This is a genomic window from Methylobacterium longum (assembly GCF_022179385.1).
GTDB lineage: Bacteria > Pseudomonadota > Alphaproteobacteria > Rhizobiales > Beijerinckiaceae > Methylobacterium > Methylobacterium longum.
Genome location: NZ_BPQS01000004.1, coordinates 188,318 through 204,589 on the forward strand (window position 1 = coordinate 188,318; position 16,272 = coordinate 204,589).

Sequence of the window (16,272 nt, forward strand, 5' to 3'; positions counted from 1 at the left end):
TTGATTAAGAGCGGCTTGCCTCGGGATCTGGGGTGTCCGAGTTCCGCCTTCAGAGACGATATTCGGTCCTACATCGTGAATCCCGCTGCTGATCGCGTGACTCGTCAGCAAGACTGCCCGGCATCTGCGATGCGAAAGGCTGATGCGCGCCGGAATTCAGTTTCGGTCGTGCACTGGACGCCACGCTGATCATGAACGCGCCCGCTATCGCGCTTCGTCAGCAGGAAAAATTCGATAGGGAACTGTCAGTCCGAGTGGACCCGAAACCGGCCTCCGGAAGGAAGGCGCGCTCGATCGCGCTGCCCGTGATCTCGACCTCTGAGAGCGCAGTCAGGCCTGCATCGGTGATGGTCCATTCCACGACCAGGTAGCCGCGCAGATGGTGCGGCCATGCATCTCCCGTCCGCGCGATGAGACCGAGTCGCTCCAGAAGCAGGTTCCTCGCGTCGTCGGCCGCCATCGCGCGATTGCGAGTGGCGATCAGGCCGAGGCGTTGGCCCTGCGTCTTCTTCAGAAGCTCGCTCACAGGCTGGCCTGTGGGCCTGCGGCGGCCGGCCCGATCGGGACATCCCGAACCGGGCCGCGCGCCGCGGGACTGTCGATGCGCCGTGTTGTTCGAGGCCTCTCGCCGGGCCAGCGTGTTGGCCTGAGGGATCGAGCGCGGTCCTTCGCCGGCCATGATCATCGGCTTCGCACGGGCAGGTCTCCCGGGTGACGGGCGGCGTCCGCCGGTCCGAACCTCGGGGGTCTCCGCGGAGCGGTCGTTGGGCTGAGGAGGTCTGTCATGGGGGCCCTACGCGGCGCGGATCCTGGAGAGGAACTTGGTGACCTCACCGCCCAGGTGCTCAGACTGCCGGGACAGGTCCGATGCGGCCGTGAGGACTTGGGCGGCGGCCGCCCCGGTTTCCTCCGAGGCACTGGCGACTCCGGCGACGTTGCTCGTCACCTCACCGGTTCCGGTCGCCGCCTCCGTCACGTTGCGCACGATCTCCTGCGTCGCCGCGCCCTGTTCCAGCACGGCCGCGGCGATGGACGAGGCGACGCCATTGATCTCCTGAATGCGGTGGCGGATGCTGTCGATGGCGCCCACGGCGCCCGCCGTCGCCCCCTGGATCCGGCTGATCTGACGGGTGATGTCCTCCGTCGCCCGTGCCGTCTGGCTCGCCAGCTCCTTCACCTCGGCGGCGACAACCGCAAAGCCCCGTCCCGCCTCACCTGCGCGCGCCGCTTCGATGGTGGCGTTCAGTGCCAGCAGGTTGGTTTGGCTGGCGATAGCCGAGATCATGGCGACGACATCGCCGATCTTGCGCACCGCCTCGCTGAGTTCCTGCACGAGCGCCGCCGTCTGCGCGGCCTCGGTCACCGCCTGACCCGCGAGTTCCTCGGAACCGGCCACCTGCCGCCCGATCTCGTTGACCGACGCGCCCAGTTCCTCCGCGGCCGCCGCCACCGTGGCAACGTTGGCGGCGGCTTGGTTGGAGGCCGCCGCCACCGCGGTCGACTGCCGCGCGGTCTCGCTGGCGATGCCCGACATGCTGGCGGCGGTAGCCTGCAGTTCGGTCGCGGCGGACGCAACGGATCCCAGCACGGCGCCGACCGTCTGCTCGAAGGCGTCGGCCAGCCCGGCCAACTCTGCCTTGTGTCGCGTCTCGGCCTCGGCCCGCTCCTGAGCCGCCGCCGCCTCCAGGAGCCTGACCCGCTCGCGCTGCTCGACCTGCGCGGTGACGTCGATGGCGAACTTCGTCACCTGCACCGGACGCCCGTCTGCGTCGAAAACGGGGTTGTAGCTGGCCTCGATCCAGACCTCGCGGCCGCCTTTGCCCAGGCGACGGAACTGGCCGGCCTGGTACTCGCCGCGCCGGAGCGCCTCCCAGAACCGGGCATATTCGGGACCGGCGCGGTAGTCCGGATCGACGAACATCCCGTGGTGCTGACCGACGACCTCGGCGGCCGCATAGCCGATTGCCGCGAGGAAGTTGGCGTTCGCCTCGAGCACACGGCCGTCAAGGTCGAAGCTGATCACCGCCTGCGACTTGCGGATCGCCTCGACCTGACCGCGCAGCGCCAGAACCTCCACGGTCTGCGCGGTGATGTCGAGGGCGTACTTGACCACCCTCGTAACCTGTCCGGTCTCGTCGCGGATCGGGTTGTAGGAGCCCTTGATCCAGACCGTCCTCCCTCCCTTGGCGACGCGCTTGAAGGCGGCGCTCTCGGGGCGCCCGGCGCGGAGGCCATCCCAGAAGGCGGCGTAGTCGCGGCTGTCCCGGTGGGCGGGCTCGACGAAGATGGCGTGGTGGCGGCCGCGGATCTCGTCGAACTCGTAGCCCATGAGCGCGAGGAAGGCGGGGTTGGCCGACAGGACGGTGCCGTCCAGCGCAAACTCGATGACGGCTTGCGAGGCTTCCACGGCGGCGAGGCGGCGCGTCGCATCCTCGCCGCGCAGGCGCTGGGCGGCGTCGCGCCATTCCAGAATGTACCCCGACGGCCTGCGCCCCTTGGACGCCGCGATCACGGCGACGTCGAAGCGGTGCGTGCCGAGGGTCGTCGTGAGCTCGTGCCGCGGCCCCGATCCCGCAACGCGGATCTGGCTCGCCAGGTCGCGGCAGAGGCTGTCGATGGGCCGCCCGACGAGGTTCTCCTGCCGGATGTTCGAGGAGGTGTCCCCGCAGCGGCCGAGCAGAGCAGTCATTGCGGGGTTCACGGCAGTGATGATCCCGTCATCGTCGAGGTTCATCACGGGTGTGCCGATCGCGCCGAGCGTGGCATCCGCGCGGTCCGCTCCGCCGCGACCCAGGGTTAATCGAAGCATGATCGAATCCTCTGTATCGATGATCGCCCGGAGCCCGAGGACATTTCGTCCGGACCCGAAGTTGGCACATTGTCGAGCATCGCGATTGAAAAGAACCAAATTTAATGTTCGAAAGTACAGGGAAAACCTGTCATTTCGACATGAGTATTAGTTAAGGATGTATTTCGGAGATTTTCCGAGGGCCGAAAAGAAAGAAATCTCCTCATTCCACCCATGCTGGGGGACTTGGCTGGTTGCTCACCTGTCTGGCCGCTGCGTGGCCCCGGCAGAGATCGCCCGTCATCCCGCTTCGGTTCGGCGCGCGGGCGAGCCTTGCGGGTCGGCAGACCAGAGGCGCCAGGGGCGGACCCGTGGAGAAGAGCCGGGTCATCGGAGAGCAACTCGCCGTTTCACGGCCGCTGCCTGAGACCGGCTCGGCGGATGTGGAAGGGCTGAACCGGAAGGCCCGGGTCGACACAACTCGCGGTGGAAGATAACGCGCGGCGACTTCGGCCGGACCGCATTGCCGCCGTTGGCGCGCCTCCGCCAGGGAGGGCGAAACCGCGCGCGGCTGATCCGCCCCCCGATCGGTACGGCTTGAGAGGGTATTGGCCGGGACATGTCCGCGCCTGCTGGGCGCTCTCGGGCAGGTCGATGAATCCCGTTCGGATCGTTCTCGGGCTGACCTGGGCGCGTGCACGAACGCGACGTGGTGCCTGTCACGTCCTGTCTCTGAAGGCGTGATCGCGACCTAGGATCGGCCGTACACGGCGAGCGACCGCGCACGATCTCGGGACGGCTCACGCCTCGAACGTCCGCCCGGGCGGCGTTCAACGGGCCGTCGCACAGGCCGCGATGGTTCGCCCCTCGGGAACGCCGGGATCCGGGAGGCTCGGCGCCGTCGGAATCGATTTTGCGCCGGCCTGAGCATCAGGCACGGGGCCGGTCGACGCTATCGACCCAATCGACTGCGCGGGAGCGAGCCCTGGCGCGGAGGGAGGATGGACGTCTGCCCTCCGCGCGCGGACCGCGGTTTCAAGTCACGAGAGCAAGGGGCTCTGGTCTGCCGAGGAAGTAGCCCTGCACTTCGTCGCACGCTTCAGCATCAAGGAAGTTGAACTCCTCCGCCGTCTCGACGCCTTCCGCCAGAACGGGCAGACCGAGCCCGCGACCGAGACCCAGCACGGCGCGAACGATCGCGGCACCCTGATAGTTCTGATCGACCGCCCGCACGAAGGACCGGTCGATCTTGATACGGTCGAAGGGAAACATCTTCAGGTGCGACAGGGACGAGTAGCCCGTCCCGAAATCGTCCATGGTGACCTGTGCGCCGAGGGCCTTGATCTGGCGCAGGGTCGTCAGCGCCCGATCGAAATCACGGATGAGTGCGGTCTCGGTAACCTCGATTTCGAGGCGGTCTGGGGGGAACCGCGTTTCCGCGAGCACGTCACGGACCAGACCGGCAAAGTTCGCGCTGTGGATCTGCAGAGCGGACACATTCACGGCCACGCGCAGATCATTGATCGCGATCATCTCCCTGCAGGCGCAGCGCAGTACCCAGGCGCCGATCGCGTGGATCAAGCCGCTCTCCTCCGCGATCGGGATGAAGTCGGCCGGCGCCACCTCTCCGCGCAGCGGATGCCGCCAGCGCAGCAGTGCCTCGAACCCTGTTACTGCACCGGTGCGAACGCTCTTCTGAGGCTGATAGGCAAGGTAGAATTCATTGCGCTCGAGCGCGAGGCGGAGATCCCGTTCGAACAGCCTGCGCTCCCGCGCCTTCTCGCCCATGGCCGCCTGGAAGAAGCGGTATACGCCGCGACCGTCGGCCTTGGCTTGATAGAGCGCGAGGTCGGCGTGGTTGAGTAGGGTCGAGCGGTCGAGAGCGTCGTGCGGGTAAACCGCGATGCCGACGCTCGTCCCGATGACGCCGCCGGCCGGTAGGGAATCGGCGGCGGCGCGCACGGTTTCTATGATGTGGCCGGCCACCCGCGCCGCAGTCGTGGCATCGGTGAGGCCAGGCAGGATGACGGCAAACTCGTCGCCCCCCAGGCGCGCCAGCATCTGATCGGGGTCCAGTACGCTCGTCACGGCGCGCGCCACGGTCAGGAGCAACTCGTCGCCGGCCGCATGCCCGAACGTGTCGTTCACCTCCTTGAAGCGGTCGAGATCGAGGAAGAGGAGGGCGACGCTGCGCGAGCCGGTTTTGGCCAGCGCCAACTCCTCCTCCAGGCGAGCCGTGAAGCTCGCCCGGTTCGGTAATCCGGTCAGAACATCATGATGCGCCAGATGCCGGATGCGGTCCTCGGCGTACCGGCGCGCGCGCAAGTCGCGCACGGCGATCGCATGCTGGTGCCGGCCTTGTAGTGAGATCTCGTGCCGGATGACTTCGACGGGTACGACGGACCCATCCATCGCGACGAGTTCCTGCTCGGCCGCATGCCCGACCGCGCCCGGCAGCCTCGGAATGATGTCCGAGAGAGGCCTGCCGATCACCTCGGAAGCGGCCTGGCCGATCAGGGCCGCGAAATTCTCGTTGGCCGCGATGACCGTGTTGTCCTCGCAAACGAGGATGCCTTCGACGGCGGCGTTGGCCAAGCTGAGGACGAGGCTGAATTGCTCCCGCCGGAGGCGCTCACGCGTGTCGAGGGTCAGGGCGATCGCCGCGTTGCCCAGTATGCCGAGGCTCGCGCCACCGACGAGTACGGCAAGCCAGTGCCGGGACAGAGTCGCGACGGGGAGCGCCATGGTCGGGTCCGGCGCGACGGTGATCGACGCCATGGACACGAAATGCATCGTGCAGACCGCTGACACGAGCAAGAGCGCACTCTTCGTTCGGACGTAGCTGCGCCCTCCGCGCACCTTCAGGGCGATGGACCACGCCGCCAAACCAAGTCCGAGGGCCACCGCGAGGGTGGCCAGCCCGGGATCCAGCTGGATGCGGCCCGTCGTGACATAGGCGGCGAGACCGACGTGATGCATGGCCGCGAGGCCGAGGCCGACCACCGCGCCACCGATCCAGGGCATCGCAGGGGACCCGCTCCGCAGCGCGAGCCAGCATCCGGAGGAGGTGAACGCCAGCGCCGTAAGAAACGACGCGCCCGTGAGCAGCATATCGTAGCCGGTGGGCAGGCCGCTATCGAAGGCCATCATCGCGATGAAGTGCGTGGCCCAAATCCCGACGCCTCCCACGAAGCCCGCGAAGAGAAGCCAGCGCTTCTTCTCGTTCGGCGCGCCCGTCTTCGCATGATGGATGAGGTCGACGGCCGTATAGCAGGCCAGGAGGCACGTGATGACGGCGAGGATGGCCAAGGCAGTATCGTGCTGCCCGGCGAAGCATCCTATGACCTTGAACATTGTTCGGACCCGCCCGCGTCCGGAAGCTTGCGAGCCCCCGATTCAAGCCGCGTACTTAGAGTCGATTCTATTGGCGATCTCTTGCGGCCAATGACCACTTTTCAAGTCTTCATCGACATCGATGCGATGAATCTCCTCATTATCGAAAATTTGAATGGGGGTGCTATGACAGGTTTCCGCCCACGCGGTGACCATCCAAGGGCAAGCCCACGTTCCAAGGCCTGCGTGCCATCCCGGGGGCCGAACGGGCTGGCAAGCCGGTCCGCCCGACGCTTTCGCACCCACTGGAAGTCTTCGCCCTGAATCTGTCGTGCAGCAGCTATCGCTGCGTCCCGCCACCTCTGATGACGAATTTGAGGGCAGAGCTTCGACAACGTTCGGATGCGCCACCACGGCGCTAAGATTGTTTGACAATGCCGCACTGTCCGAAGGAACGCCGTGGATAAGAGCGGCACTGCTTAGCCTCGGTTGCCCTCGCACCGGATCTGCGACGGGCCTTCGTGAAGGCGGGCGATGAGATTGGCGCCTCAGCCTCCGTGACTCACGGCGGCCGAAAACTCGACGGTGACTGGCACCTGCGACTTGTCGGTCCCTCAATCTCTTGGCGAGCCGGTCTGGATGCCTTCGCCGTTTTGGCGGAGCCTCCGTCAGCTTCCAGTTGAATTGTAGGGATTCATACATTAGGCAGCCGCCGCCGGCCTCAGGCTGGCCGTCCACGCCCGCCTACCGTTCGCCCCTCAGCGACAAAGGCGGGCGTGGATGCATGTTTCTTGCAGGGCCGAGCGGTCGGACCCTCCTCTCGACCGCCACGCCCGCCCCAACGTTCGTCCCCCTCAACCGTTGGGCGGGCGTGGATGCCGAGGGGATTCGCAAAACGCTCCCCACAGGGCCGCGCAGCCCGTGACGGCAGATCCGCCCGCGCTGGCGAGCACCATCGGCGGCGCGGACCCGGCCGATTTGCCCCGTCGACGTGACGTCCACTTCAGCCGGTCCCGGGTTCGAGAATGGTGTGACGATCATCGACACGCCCCGGATCGACATGCGCGTTTCGCGGCGTCGGCAGTTCGCCAGCCTGGCCCCCGATCTGCCCGCGGGCGGCGCTGCCCTCGATCCCGCCAGCGATGAGTCAGGCCGATACGATCCGCGACAATAATCAAATTCAGATGTCCGCGAATAAATGACTTAATACTACTTTTATGTCAGCTTTTGACGGTACGGGTTGTGCTCAAGAATTCAACGAATCATGTTGATTTCATATATACTTTTCTTGAGGCGCTGTGATACTCTATGATACAATGCATGTATCGCTTTCAAATTTGACAACTGTATTATTTCGAATAAAAGTCAGAATTGATGATCCGGGAATGCAATTAATCATTCGTATAAAAGTACTTAGACTGCACTGATGATGGAAATCTGCGGCCCGGAATTTGGGATTTCGATGTGGTTGCGTCTCATGCTTTTGATGCTCGGTCCCAAATCAATCAAGGTATCGGGTAAGTTTGAGCTGGAGTTTTGGGGCGGGTAATGAGTAGATTTCTCGGCAAAAATCGTCGAAAATACCTCGGCATATTTCTCGGTGCTCTCTTTGTTCAGGCCGGGGCGGTCGTCATAGGAATTTTCGAAGAAGAAAGTTACAGAAACGCTGTGAGTGGCTATCTATACGCGTTTTTCGGATCCGTTGCCGACGATGAGTCCGAGCAACAGGCCACTTTCCAATCGATGATGATCATCTTGTCTGGCATCACGATGCTGTATTTTGTCCAAATCATGCGACGAAATAACCCGCATGCCGGTTCGAGCCGCCATCCCCGACCTGATATGTGATTTATTCGACCGGAATCGGTGTATTCGGTATCATCGCGCGACTTGCCACTCTCGTGGTTGGCCTGAGCTGACTTGGCGGGCCGGCTCAGGGCCGTGCTCTCGAGAGGGTCAGCCTGGACTCGAGAGCTGATCCCGCGATGCGGTGGTGTCGTGAGCCGCGCCTCCGACGCCGCTCCTGCGGCGGCCGTTCGCTCGTCGGCGTGAATTCGGGACGTTGCCGCCGCGTCCCGAGCCGTTACCTCGTCCCGGACCCGGCGGCGGCGCATGAGGCACCGGTGCTCCCGAGATCGCGGGCGGCGCCCGCCGCGCGAGCCGCCCCGTCATGCCCCGTCGTGCGCGGGGCCGCCGGCCGGGAAGGCGGACTTGCCGCTCCCACCCCGACCCGGTCGCATCCGCGGCTGGCCGGGGCGGCCCGCAAGGGAGCCGGAACTGCCCTCCACGGCTTGCGGCGGCGCTGCCCGTGGGGGCTTTGCGCCTCGTGCTGGGCCCGGCCGGAGGCCGCGGCCGACGATGGTCCGGGTGGTGTCCCGGCCGTGCCGAGACGCCCGCATCTCGGTGCCGACCCTGCGAGCCCGCCAGAGGCCCGGCCGCCGGCCCGACGCGTCCGGCCATTCGTCGCACCCGATCGCTTCGTCCGAACCGCGACCCCGATGAGCGGTTGCCGCGTGACCACGGTACAGGGAGGTCACCATGTCGAACCCAGCGAAGGGTCAGTCCGGCGACGGTCAGCGGCACACGACGAAGAGCGCTCAGGAGCAGAAGGCGGCCGAAGTACAGGCGGCCGGAAGCGCCCAGGCCGGTGCCGGCCATCCTGAAGTCCTGGAGGGTGGAAAGGTCGAGACGCCGACGGAGGGCAAGGGGCACCCGAAATCGGCCGCCTCGAACGCGCCGGCCGGCGCAACGAGCGGCGGCGCCACGAGCTCGGCGACGGTCGGAAAGGCCGAACAGGAGGCCGCAGCGGCGGCAGGCGCCGGCAAGGAGCAACATGGGCGCGGGCACCGCAAGGCCGAATAGCGGGGCCGCAGGAGCGGCTGGCCGCAGGGCCGGGGGCGGCCCCCGCGGGCCGCTCATCGGATCGCGGCCCGCGCGTGGCACCTCGGCTCCCGCGGCGCCCCGCCGCGGCTCAACCCGTCTCCGCGCCGGCCGGTATCGGTGCCGGTGAGCGGCACCTGAGGCTCAGGTCTTCGGCACCGCCATGCCGCGCTGGACCGCCGGCCGCTCGCCGACCCGGGCCAGCCACGCGTGCACGTTCGGCACGCGGCCGAGCGTGTCCTTCAGCGGCTCCTTGAGGAGCGACGTGGCCGCCAGCGTCCAGGGGTAGCAGGCGATGTCGGCGATGGAGTACTCCGCGCCTGCAAGGTACGGTTCCTCGCCGAGGCGCTTGTCCATCACCCGCAGCAGGCGGTCGGCCTCGTCGGTGAAGCGCTTGATGGCGAGCGGCGCCTTCTCGTCGGAGCGCACCGCGAAGAAGCCGAGTTGCCCCAGCATCGGGCTGAGGCCGCCCGTCTGCCAGTGCAGCCACGCCAAGGCCTTGTAGCGGGCGGGACCGGCCGGCGCGAGGAAGCCGCCGGTCTTCTCGGCGAGATACGTGAGGATCGCGCCGCTCTCGAACACGGAGAGCGGCCCGCCCTCCGTCTCGTCGTCGACGATGGCGGGGATCTTGTTGTTCGGCGCGACCTTCAGGAAGTCGGGCGCGAACTGCTCGTCCTTGCCGATGTTCACCGGCACCACCGCGTAGGGCAGCCCGCACTCCTCCAGCATGATCGGGATCTTGCGGCCGTTCGGCGTCGACCATGTGTACAGCGTGATCATCGCGCGCTCCTCACCTGACGGCCCGATCCAGCATCCCGGCCCTATCGCAGGGTCGGAGATTCGCCGGGCTTCAGGTGGGGGTCCCCACCGTCGGGGCCGGCGAGGGCGACGTGATCGTTCAGGCGCCCCAGATGCTCGAAGACGTGTTCGAACGCGTTCGTCACCGCCTGCTCGAAGGAGCCGTCGCCCTTCCCCTGTGCGTCCCTGAGGGCGCTGAGCAGGGCACGGTGCTTCTCGGTATCGCTCGACATGTCACCCTCCCGTCCGGCATGAGCGCCGACCCGGTAAGCCAATTTCCAGGGTCAATCCCGGTTCCAGCGCATCACCGGTGCCGACGGCACCGAAGGCGGCGCGGCACCATCGGGATCGCTCCGCCCGATGGCTCGCAACCGACACCGGGACAGCCACGATGGCGTCGAGGCCTTTGCGCGGACGAGACCGGCGTGCCTGTGGTAGAGACGCGTCGGCCTTCTGGCCCTCCCTCGACTGCCGGGATCCGGTCGCGCCCGACACGACGGAGTTTCTGGCTGCCACCTTGTCCGGGGATCGCTGCGGATGCCCAATCCAGTCCAGTCGGCCTTCCGGGCGGCTGCCGAAGGCGGCGTCGCCCTGGTGGCGGCCTGCCGCCGGCTGCGCTTGCCCGCAACGCGACATCCCTTCGTGGTCGGCGTCCACGAGCCGATGCGGGAGGAACTGACGCTGCGGGACCTGCCCGTGACCGGCGCGATTCCCCCCGGACTCGACGGCCTCTACCTCAAGATGGGAGCCAACCCCGTCCGCCCGCCGACGCGGGGCCACGATTGGTTCCTCGGCGACGGCATGGTGCACGGTCTTTCGATCGAGGGCGGCCGGGCGCTGTGGTATCGCAACCGCTGGATCGGCTCGCGCACCGCCGCCGCGGCGCTCGGCCGGCCTGCCGCCTCCGGGCCGCGACGGGGCGGCAACGACACCGTCAACACCAACATCGTGGAGATCGGCGGCCGGATCTTCGCCGTCGTGGAGGCGGGCAGCTTCCCCGTCGAGCTCTCGCGGACCCTGGACGATCAGCGCTACAACCCCTTCGACGGAACGCTGGCGGGGTCCTTCACCGGGCACCCGCACCGCGACCCGCTGACCGGCGAGACCCACGCGATCGCCTACGACGGCCGCGTCTGGGACAGCGTCCGTCACGTCGTCGTCGCGCCGACCGGGCGGGTTGTGCGGGACGTGCCGTTTGCGGTCGAGCACGGCCCCTGCATCCATGACTGCGCGCTCACGGCGCGCTTCGCGATCGTGCTGGATCTGCCCGTCACCTTCTCGTTGCGGGCTCTGCTCGCCGGTTACCGCTTCCCATTCCGCTGGAACCCGGCCCACCGGGCCCGTGTGGGGCTGCTTCCCCGGCGAGGCGACGGGGCCGACATCGTCTGGTGCGACGTCGAGCCCTGCTTCGTGTTCCACGTTGCGAACGCGTACGACGAGGCGGACGGGCGGGTGACCCTCGACGTGATCGCCTACGAGACGGTGTTCGCCGCGGCGGGGGGCGGGCTCGACAGGCCGGGTCGGCTCGAACGCTGGACGGTCGAACCTGCGGCGAAGCGGGTCGCGCGGCGGGTGATCGATCCCGCGGCGCAGGAATTTCCCCGCATCGATGAGCGGCGCTTCGGGCAGCCTCACCGGTACGTCTATACGGTCAGCGTCCCCGCGGACGGCAACACGCAACTGGCCGGTGCGACGCAACTCTACAAGCACGACTTGGAGACGGGCGGACGCCGCGTGCACGAGTTCGGTGCCGATCGCGTCCCGGGCGAGTTCGTCTTCGTGCCGGCCCATGCCGGGACCGGGGAGGACGAAGGCTGGCTCGTCGGCCTCGTCATCGATACCGCGCGCGATACGACGGACTTCGCCATCCTCGACGCGCGGTCCTTCGAGGCGCCGCCCGTCGCCACAATCCGCCTCGGACACCGGATCCCGCCGGGCTTCCACGGCAACTGGTTCCCGGCGCACGCCCCGGCCTGAATGGCCCGCTGTGGCCGCGCCGCGGATGGCGCCGGTTCTCGGGAGGTGCCCCTCCTCGCCGTTGACGAGCGCGACCCGGCGCCAACGCGCCGTCAGGCGCGCATCGGGTTCCTCACGCCGCGGCGGTCCAGCCGATCACCGCCGTCATGGGGTCGCCGAAGCCACCCGCCGCCTTCAGGACGCGCACCTCGATGCGGTCGAAACCCGCGCGCTGGAGATATAGATTGACGAGTTGGGCATGTCCCGCGCCGTCGAGGGCGTTCCAGATGGCCACCGCCTTGGTCGGGAAGCAGCGGTTTGAGAAGCCGATCACCGCCGGGCAGCCCGGGCGCAGCACCCGGGCGATCTCGGTCAGGACAGCCACCGGCTGTTGCAGGTACTGCACCGCGACGCAGATCAGCGCGGCGTCGACGCTCGCGGCGTCGAGGGGCAGGCGCGGATCCGCGTTGAGATCCTGCACGAAATACCGGCTCAGGCGCGGGTTGGCGGCGAGCTCCGCCGCATTCAGGCCGTGACCGATGACGCTGGCGTAAGCGACCTCATCCGGCAGGTGGCTGACCCAACTCGACATCAGGTCGAGGACATCGCCGCCCGCGGGGACCACCGTCCTGTACAGGTCGGTCACCGCCGCGATCGCCGCGGCATCGATATGGGTTACGAAACGCGGTTCCGCGTAGAACCGGGCATCGGGATCACGATCGTGCTTCGCGAAGGCTTCCGGTGGGAGATCCGGCAGATCCTGGGTCATCGTGGGCATGCCTCTGGGCCGGGCGGCGCGCCGGCCTCCACCGCCGGTGCACGGACCGCGGGTTGCGGGAGAGTCTAGAGACGGCCCGGCGGAGGCCCAGTGTCGGCGTCCAAGTTGCCGCATCCGCAGCGTGGGGCGGACGACGCCCATCGGACCGTCCCGGACCGTCCCATGGGCCGTCGATTTGCGCCGATATGGAGCGCGGGCCGGGATCGACCCTCTCTGCGCTGCCGATCGCGTCGGTCCATGCCCCCGCCGCAGGCGGAGCAGGCCGTTCCAACGCGGCCCGGAGCGGCGTCAGGGGGCGAGGGTCACTCGTTCACCGGTCCTTGCAGATGCATCTGGGTGAAGCGGGGCAGGATCGCGATGATCGGCTGGGACGCCCCTCGGCTCTTCGGCCGAACCCGCGGTTCGAGATACCGCAGGACCTGCCGCTGAAATCGCTGCGGCGATGGGGCGGCCTCGTATCGCCCGCGATGTGTCGCGAGGAACAGAGCCGCGATCAGCAGCGCGCAGGACAGGCAGAGTACCGCGATCCAAGGGACGAACACCACCGCATCCACAACTTTTGATTGCAATCACGCTGTCGCGGCCGCGGTAAACGAGGCGTTAACGACGCCTCCAGTCGCAGCGGCCGGCCCACCCTGATGCGGCAGCGCAACGCTGTCGGCATCGGCTTGGCAGATGGCCCAGGGGCGCCGCCCGGGCTTCGCGGAGGCCGCAGACGCGCCCGAACGTCCGGGCGGCGACAGACCGCTCCAAGAAGACGAAATGATGATCGGTCGTTTCCCGATCTGCTGACGGGCAGATCAGGTACGCTTCAGGATAGCAGAAGCCCAGTATGGGTTTAGATTGAGCTTTTTACCGTCTGTTACCGGTTACGATCTACGTTCGCGCATAGTTCGGATGGGCGCAGCGATGGCCGAGTCAACGCAGGATGGGAGGGTGACCGAACTTACAACTCTGGATTTGGCTCGGCTGGTCCGCCGCGATCAATTCGAAGCCGTGCGCCGGAGCGTCCTCATCGCGATCCCGGTCAACATCACCCTCGGCTTTACCGGCGCCATCGTGGCCGCCCATGCCGGGCTAGGGGCAGCGGGCGCCCTCTGGTTCGCCACGTCCCTGTGCGTCAATCTCCTGCGCGCGGGACTGTGCCGCATGCCCGTCGGGGCGCTGTCCCTCACCATCGACACGCCGGCGGAAGAGGCGGCCGCCCACGAGCGGACGATCGCGTGGCACCTGCGCCTCGCTGGCGTCGCAGCCCTCGCATCCGGACTCGTTTGGGCGCTCGTACCCGTCCTGTGCGAAGGGTTCACGTCGGCCTCGGCGACCTTCTACCTCGTGGTCACGTGCGGCATCACGGCGGGGTCCGTCACGCACGGCATCGCGTTCGCCCGCGTCCCGCTCTGCTTCATCACCTTGCCGCTCCTGTCGACGGCGGCATGCCTCCTCTACGCCGGCGGATTGGCGAACGCCTGCCTCGCCGGCACGGTACTGTTGTACCTCCTCGCCCTCGCCCGCAGTGCCACCGAGAGCGAGAAGGTGTTTCGCCGGGCCAGCCGCGCGAGGCACGAGGCCGGTGCCGCCGCGCGGGTGGCCGCCGCCGCTCACGCGAGCGCGCGCGCGTTGGCGGAGGAGATGCGCCGCCGCGCCACGCACGACGATCTCACGGGATTGCTGAACCGGGCCGGATTCGCGCAGGCGGTGGAGGCGCAACCGTGCGGTCCGGAGGAAGCCCGCTGCCTGCTGCTCCTCGATCTCGACGGCTTCAAGACGGTGAACGATATCCACGGTCACCAGATGGGCGACCGGGTGCTGGTCGAGGTGGGGCGTCGCCTGCGCGAGATCCTGCCCCCGGATGCGACCGCCGCCCGCCTCGGCGGCGACGAGTTCGCGCTCCTGTACGTTCCGCTGCGATCCGCGACGGCACCGTCGGTGGTCGCCGAGCGCGTGATCGCGGCGGTTGCCGCGCCGTTCGGAGCGGTCGAGCCGGGGCGGCTCGGGGTCAGCATCGGCATCCAGTTCGCACACATGACCAGCATCACGCAGATGCTGAGCTGCGCCGACGAGGCGCTGTACGCGGCCAAGAGTGCGGGTCGGAACAGGTACCGGGTGTTCGACGCGGACCTGCGGTCGCAACGCGAGATGCGTCGGGACAGCGGTCGCGATCTGTCGAAGGCCCTGGCCGACGGGGCGCTGAGCGTCTGGTTCCAGCCCATCTTCAACCGGGATGGTTCCACGATCGCCGGCCTCGAGGCCCTGGTACGTTGGCGACATCCGCAGCACGGCTGGATCCCGCCGGGCGACATCATCGCGGCCGCCGCGAATGCCGGCCTGACCGAGTCGCTCCTGCGCTTCATCCTGGAGCGTGTCTGCGGGATGATGGCCCTGCTGCGGGAACTCGGGCTGCCGCACGTGCGCGTGGCGATGAACGTCTCCCCGCGCGAGATGGCGCAACTCCCCGTCGATGCGATCGCGCTGAAACGGCTGGAGGCGATGGCCTTGCCGCCGTCCGGACTGGAGATCGAGATCACCGAGGAGACGGCGCTCGGCATCGAAGTGATCCAGGACAAGCTGGTGCGTTTGGCCGAGGCGGGCGTGCGCGTGGCCCTCGACGATTTCGGGGTCGGCTACGCCTCGCTCGCCTCGCTGCGCCAGCTTCACGCCGGCCGGATCAAGATCGATCGAAGCCTCGTGACCGGCCTGTCCGGGAGCCGGGACAAGAGCGTCATGGTCCAGGCCGTTCTGAACCTCGGCGTTTCCCTCGGTCTCGAAGTCGTGGCCGAAGGGGTCGAGACCGCCGACGATCTCGGCGCGCTCCAGGAGCTCGGGTGCCCGTTCGTGCAGGGCTACCATCTCGGCCGGCCGATGCCCCTGAGCGATCTCACGTCCCTGCTGTCGGTCGCGCGGGCGGCGGCCTGAGCCCGTCTCGCGGTCCTGCGCGGGCGATGGTCCGCCCTTCACTTCGCCGGCGCGGCGCGTCCCCCGTACGGACCCGTCTCGGCCTCTCGCCCCTAGACGATGATGCCGAGCCGGAATCCCTCGGCGACGGACTGAGCGCGATTTCGCGTCTTCAGCTTCGTGCGCACGCCGCGCAGGTGCGAGTCGACCCCGTGCTCCGAGATGCCCATGATCTCCCCGATCTCCCAATCGGTCTTGCCCTCCGCGGTCCACTGGAGGGTCTCGCGTTCGCGGGGAGAGAGCCCGGCCGCAGCCTCCATGGGCTGGCCTCGCATGAGCAAGGCGTGGCCGAACGCGTAGCTCGCCACCAGCGTGAGCATGCCGCGATGTTCCGGCGCGATGTCCAGTCGCGCGCCCGCGAAGCTCATCCCGCCGATTTCGCCTTCGACGGTCGTCAAGGGGACCGTGTAGCCCTCGCAGAGGTCGAATTCCGCAGCTTCATCCATGATCCGGACAGCCGTTGCCGTCATCGGCGGCGACCGGTCGAGATCGCCCCAGCTGAACCCCGTTTGCCGCTGAAGAGTCTGCGCGACGATCGGGTCGTGCGCAGCATAGCCCCGGCTCAGGTACCGTTGCCGCCATTCCGCGGGAACGCTCTCCATCACCAAGAACTGGCGGTTGAAACCTGACAGCGCGGGGGACGTGGGGAGCAGGCCCGCTATGATCGCGTCGACGCCGAATCCCGTCAGCTGGCGCTGTACCGCGGCCACGACCTCCGGGACGCTGCCGGCCCGATCGAGCTCTTTCAGCAGCTTGAGTGTGTGATCGAGCGACTTTCTACTCACGA

General features: G+C 67.6%; 12 protein-coding genes. 4 read left to right on the plus strand and 8 right to left on the minus strand.

Going from position 1 to position 16,272, the window contains the following annotated elements; genetic code table 11:
- Positions 1–217: 217 nt before the first annotated feature.
- The 3 genes from MFF58_RS05600 to MFF58_RS05610 form a co-directional block, all read right to left on the minus strand.
- On the minus strand, positions 218–526 hold the full coding sequence (locus MFF58_RS05600) for a hypothetical protein (protein WP_238285902.1): 309 nt from the start codon (positions 524–526) through the stop codon (positions 218–220).
- Positions 527–793: 267 nt separating this feature from the next.
- The gene (locus MFF58_RS05605) at positions 794–2,809 is read right to left on the minus strand and encodes a methyl-accepting chemotaxis protein (protein WP_279602902.1); all 2,016 of its coding nucleotides are present in this window, start codon (positions 2,807–2,809) and stop codon (positions 794–796) included.
- A gap of 1,014 nt (positions 2,810–3,823) precedes the next feature.
- Complete coding sequence (locus MFF58_RS05610) at positions 3,824–6,097, minus strand: bifunctional diguanylate cyclase/phosphodiesterase (RefSeq protein ID WP_238285903.1); 2,274 nt, start codon at positions 6,095–6,097, stop codon at positions 3,824–3,826.
- A 1,572-nt stretch (positions 6,098–7,669) separates the two neighbouring features.
- Between MFF58_RS05610 and MFF58_RS05615 the strand changes: the two genes are divergently transcribed.
- Positions 7,670–7,969, plus strand: a complete 300-nt coding sequence (locus tag MFF58_RS05615) for a hypothetical protein (protein WP_238285904.1) — start codon at positions 7,670–7,672, stop codon at positions 7,967–7,969.
- 690 nt (positions 7,970–8,659) lie between these two features.
- Positions 8,660–8,983: a hypothetical protein gene (locus tag MFF58_RS05620; RefSeq protein WP_238285905.1), complete on the plus strand. Its 324-nt coding sequence runs from the start codon at positions 8,660–8,662 to the stop codon at positions 8,981–8,983.
- Between the two features lie 162 nt (positions 8,984–9,145).
- Here the strand turns inward: MFF58_RS05620 and MFF58_RS05625 are convergent, their stop codons facing one another.
- Together MFF58_RS05625 and MFF58_RS05630 are read right to left on the minus strand one after the other, a co-directional pair.
- On the minus strand, positions 9,146–9,781 hold the full coding sequence (locus tag MFF58_RS05625) for a glutathione S-transferase family protein (RefSeq protein ID WP_238285906.1): 636 nt from the start codon (positions 9,779–9,781) through the stop codon (positions 9,146–9,148).
- A 41-nt stretch (positions 9,782–9,822) separates the two neighbouring features.
- Positions 9,823–10,032, minus strand: coding sequence for a hypothetical protein (locus MFF58_RS05630; protein WP_238285907.1), 210 nt, complete (start codon positions 10,030–10,032; stop codon positions 9,823–9,825).
- Positions 10,033–10,336: 304 nt separating this feature from the next.
- Here MFF58_RS05630 and MFF58_RS05635 point away from each other — a divergent pair, with 304 nt between their 5' ends.
- Positions 10,337–11,776, plus strand: coding sequence for an 8'-apo-carotenoid 13,14-cleaving dioxygenase (locus MFF58_RS05635; protein WP_238285908.1), 1,440 nt, complete (start codon positions 10,337–10,339; stop codon positions 11,774–11,776).
- 112 nt (positions 11,777–11,888) lie between these two features.
- Here MFF58_RS05635 and MFF58_RS05640 read toward each other — a convergent pair whose 3' ends face one another.
- Both MFF58_RS05640 and MFF58_RS05645 read right to left on the minus strand, forming a co-directional pair.
- Positions 11,889–12,524 carry a methyltransferase domain-containing protein gene (locus MFF58_RS05640; protein ID WP_238285910.1) on the minus strand — a complete coding sequence of 212 codons (636 nt, stop codon included), beginning with the start codon at positions 12,522–12,524 and terminating at the stop codon, positions 11,889–11,891.
- Positions 12,525–12,835: 311 nt separating this feature from the next.
- On the minus strand, positions 12,836–13,075 hold the full coding sequence (locus MFF58_RS05645; RefSeq protein ID WP_238285912.1) for a hypothetical protein: 240 nt from the start codon (positions 13,073–13,075) through the stop codon (positions 12,836–12,838).
- Positions 13,076–13,442: 367 nt separating this feature from the next.
- Here MFF58_RS05645 and MFF58_RS05650 point away from each other — a divergent pair, with 367 nt between their 5' ends.
- The gene (locus MFF58_RS05650; protein WP_238285914.1) at positions 13,443–15,446 is read left to right on the plus strand and encodes a putative bifunctional diguanylate cyclase/phosphodiesterase; all 2,004 of its coding nucleotides are present in this window, start codon (positions 13,443–13,445) and stop codon (positions 15,444–15,446) included.
- Between the two features lie 92 nt (positions 15,447–15,538).
- On the opposite strand, the gene MFF58_RS05655 is transcribed toward MFF58_RS05650, so the two are convergent.
- Entirely contained in the window at positions 15,539–16,270 is a 732-nt protein-coding gene (locus tag MFF58_RS05655; protein ID WP_238285915.1) for an autoinducer binding domain-containing protein, read from the minus strand.
- Positions 16,271–16,272: the final 2 nt, after the last annotated feature.

Bases quoted from the DNA above. Each gene is read 5' to 3' on its own strand.
- MFF58_RS05605 (WP_279602902.1), bottom strand. From the start codon at position 2,809: ATGCTTCGATTAACCCTGGGTCGCGGCGGAGCGGACCGCGCGGATGCC.
- MFF58_RS05615 (WP_238285904.1), top strand. From the start codon at position 7,670: ATGAGTAGATTTCTCGGCAAAAATCGTCGAAAATACCTCGGCATATTT.
- MFF58_RS05620 (WP_238285905.1), top strand. From the start codon at position 8,660: ATGTCGAACCCAGCGAAGGGTCAGTCCGGCGACGGTCAGCGGCACACG.
- MFF58_RS05625 (WP_238285906.1), bottom strand. From the start codon at position 9,781: ATGATCACGCTGTACACATGGTCGACGCCGAACGGCCGCAAGATCCCG.
- MFF58_RS05630 (WP_238285907.1), bottom strand. From the start codon at position 10,032: ATGTCGAGCGATACCGAGAAGCACCGTGCCCTGCTCAGCGCCCTCAGG.
- MFF58_RS05635 (WP_238285908.1), top strand. From the start codon at position 10,337: ATGCCCAATCCAGTCCAGTCGGCCTTCCGGGCGGCTGCCGAAGGCGGC.
- MFF58_RS05640 (WP_238285910.1), bottom strand. From the start codon at position 12,524: ATGACCCAGGATCTGCCGGATCTCCCACCGGAAGCCTTCGCGAAGCAC.
- MFF58_RS05650 (WP_238285914.1), top strand. From the start codon at position 13,443: ATGGCCGAGTCAACGCAGGATGGGAGGGTGACCGAACTTACAACTCTG.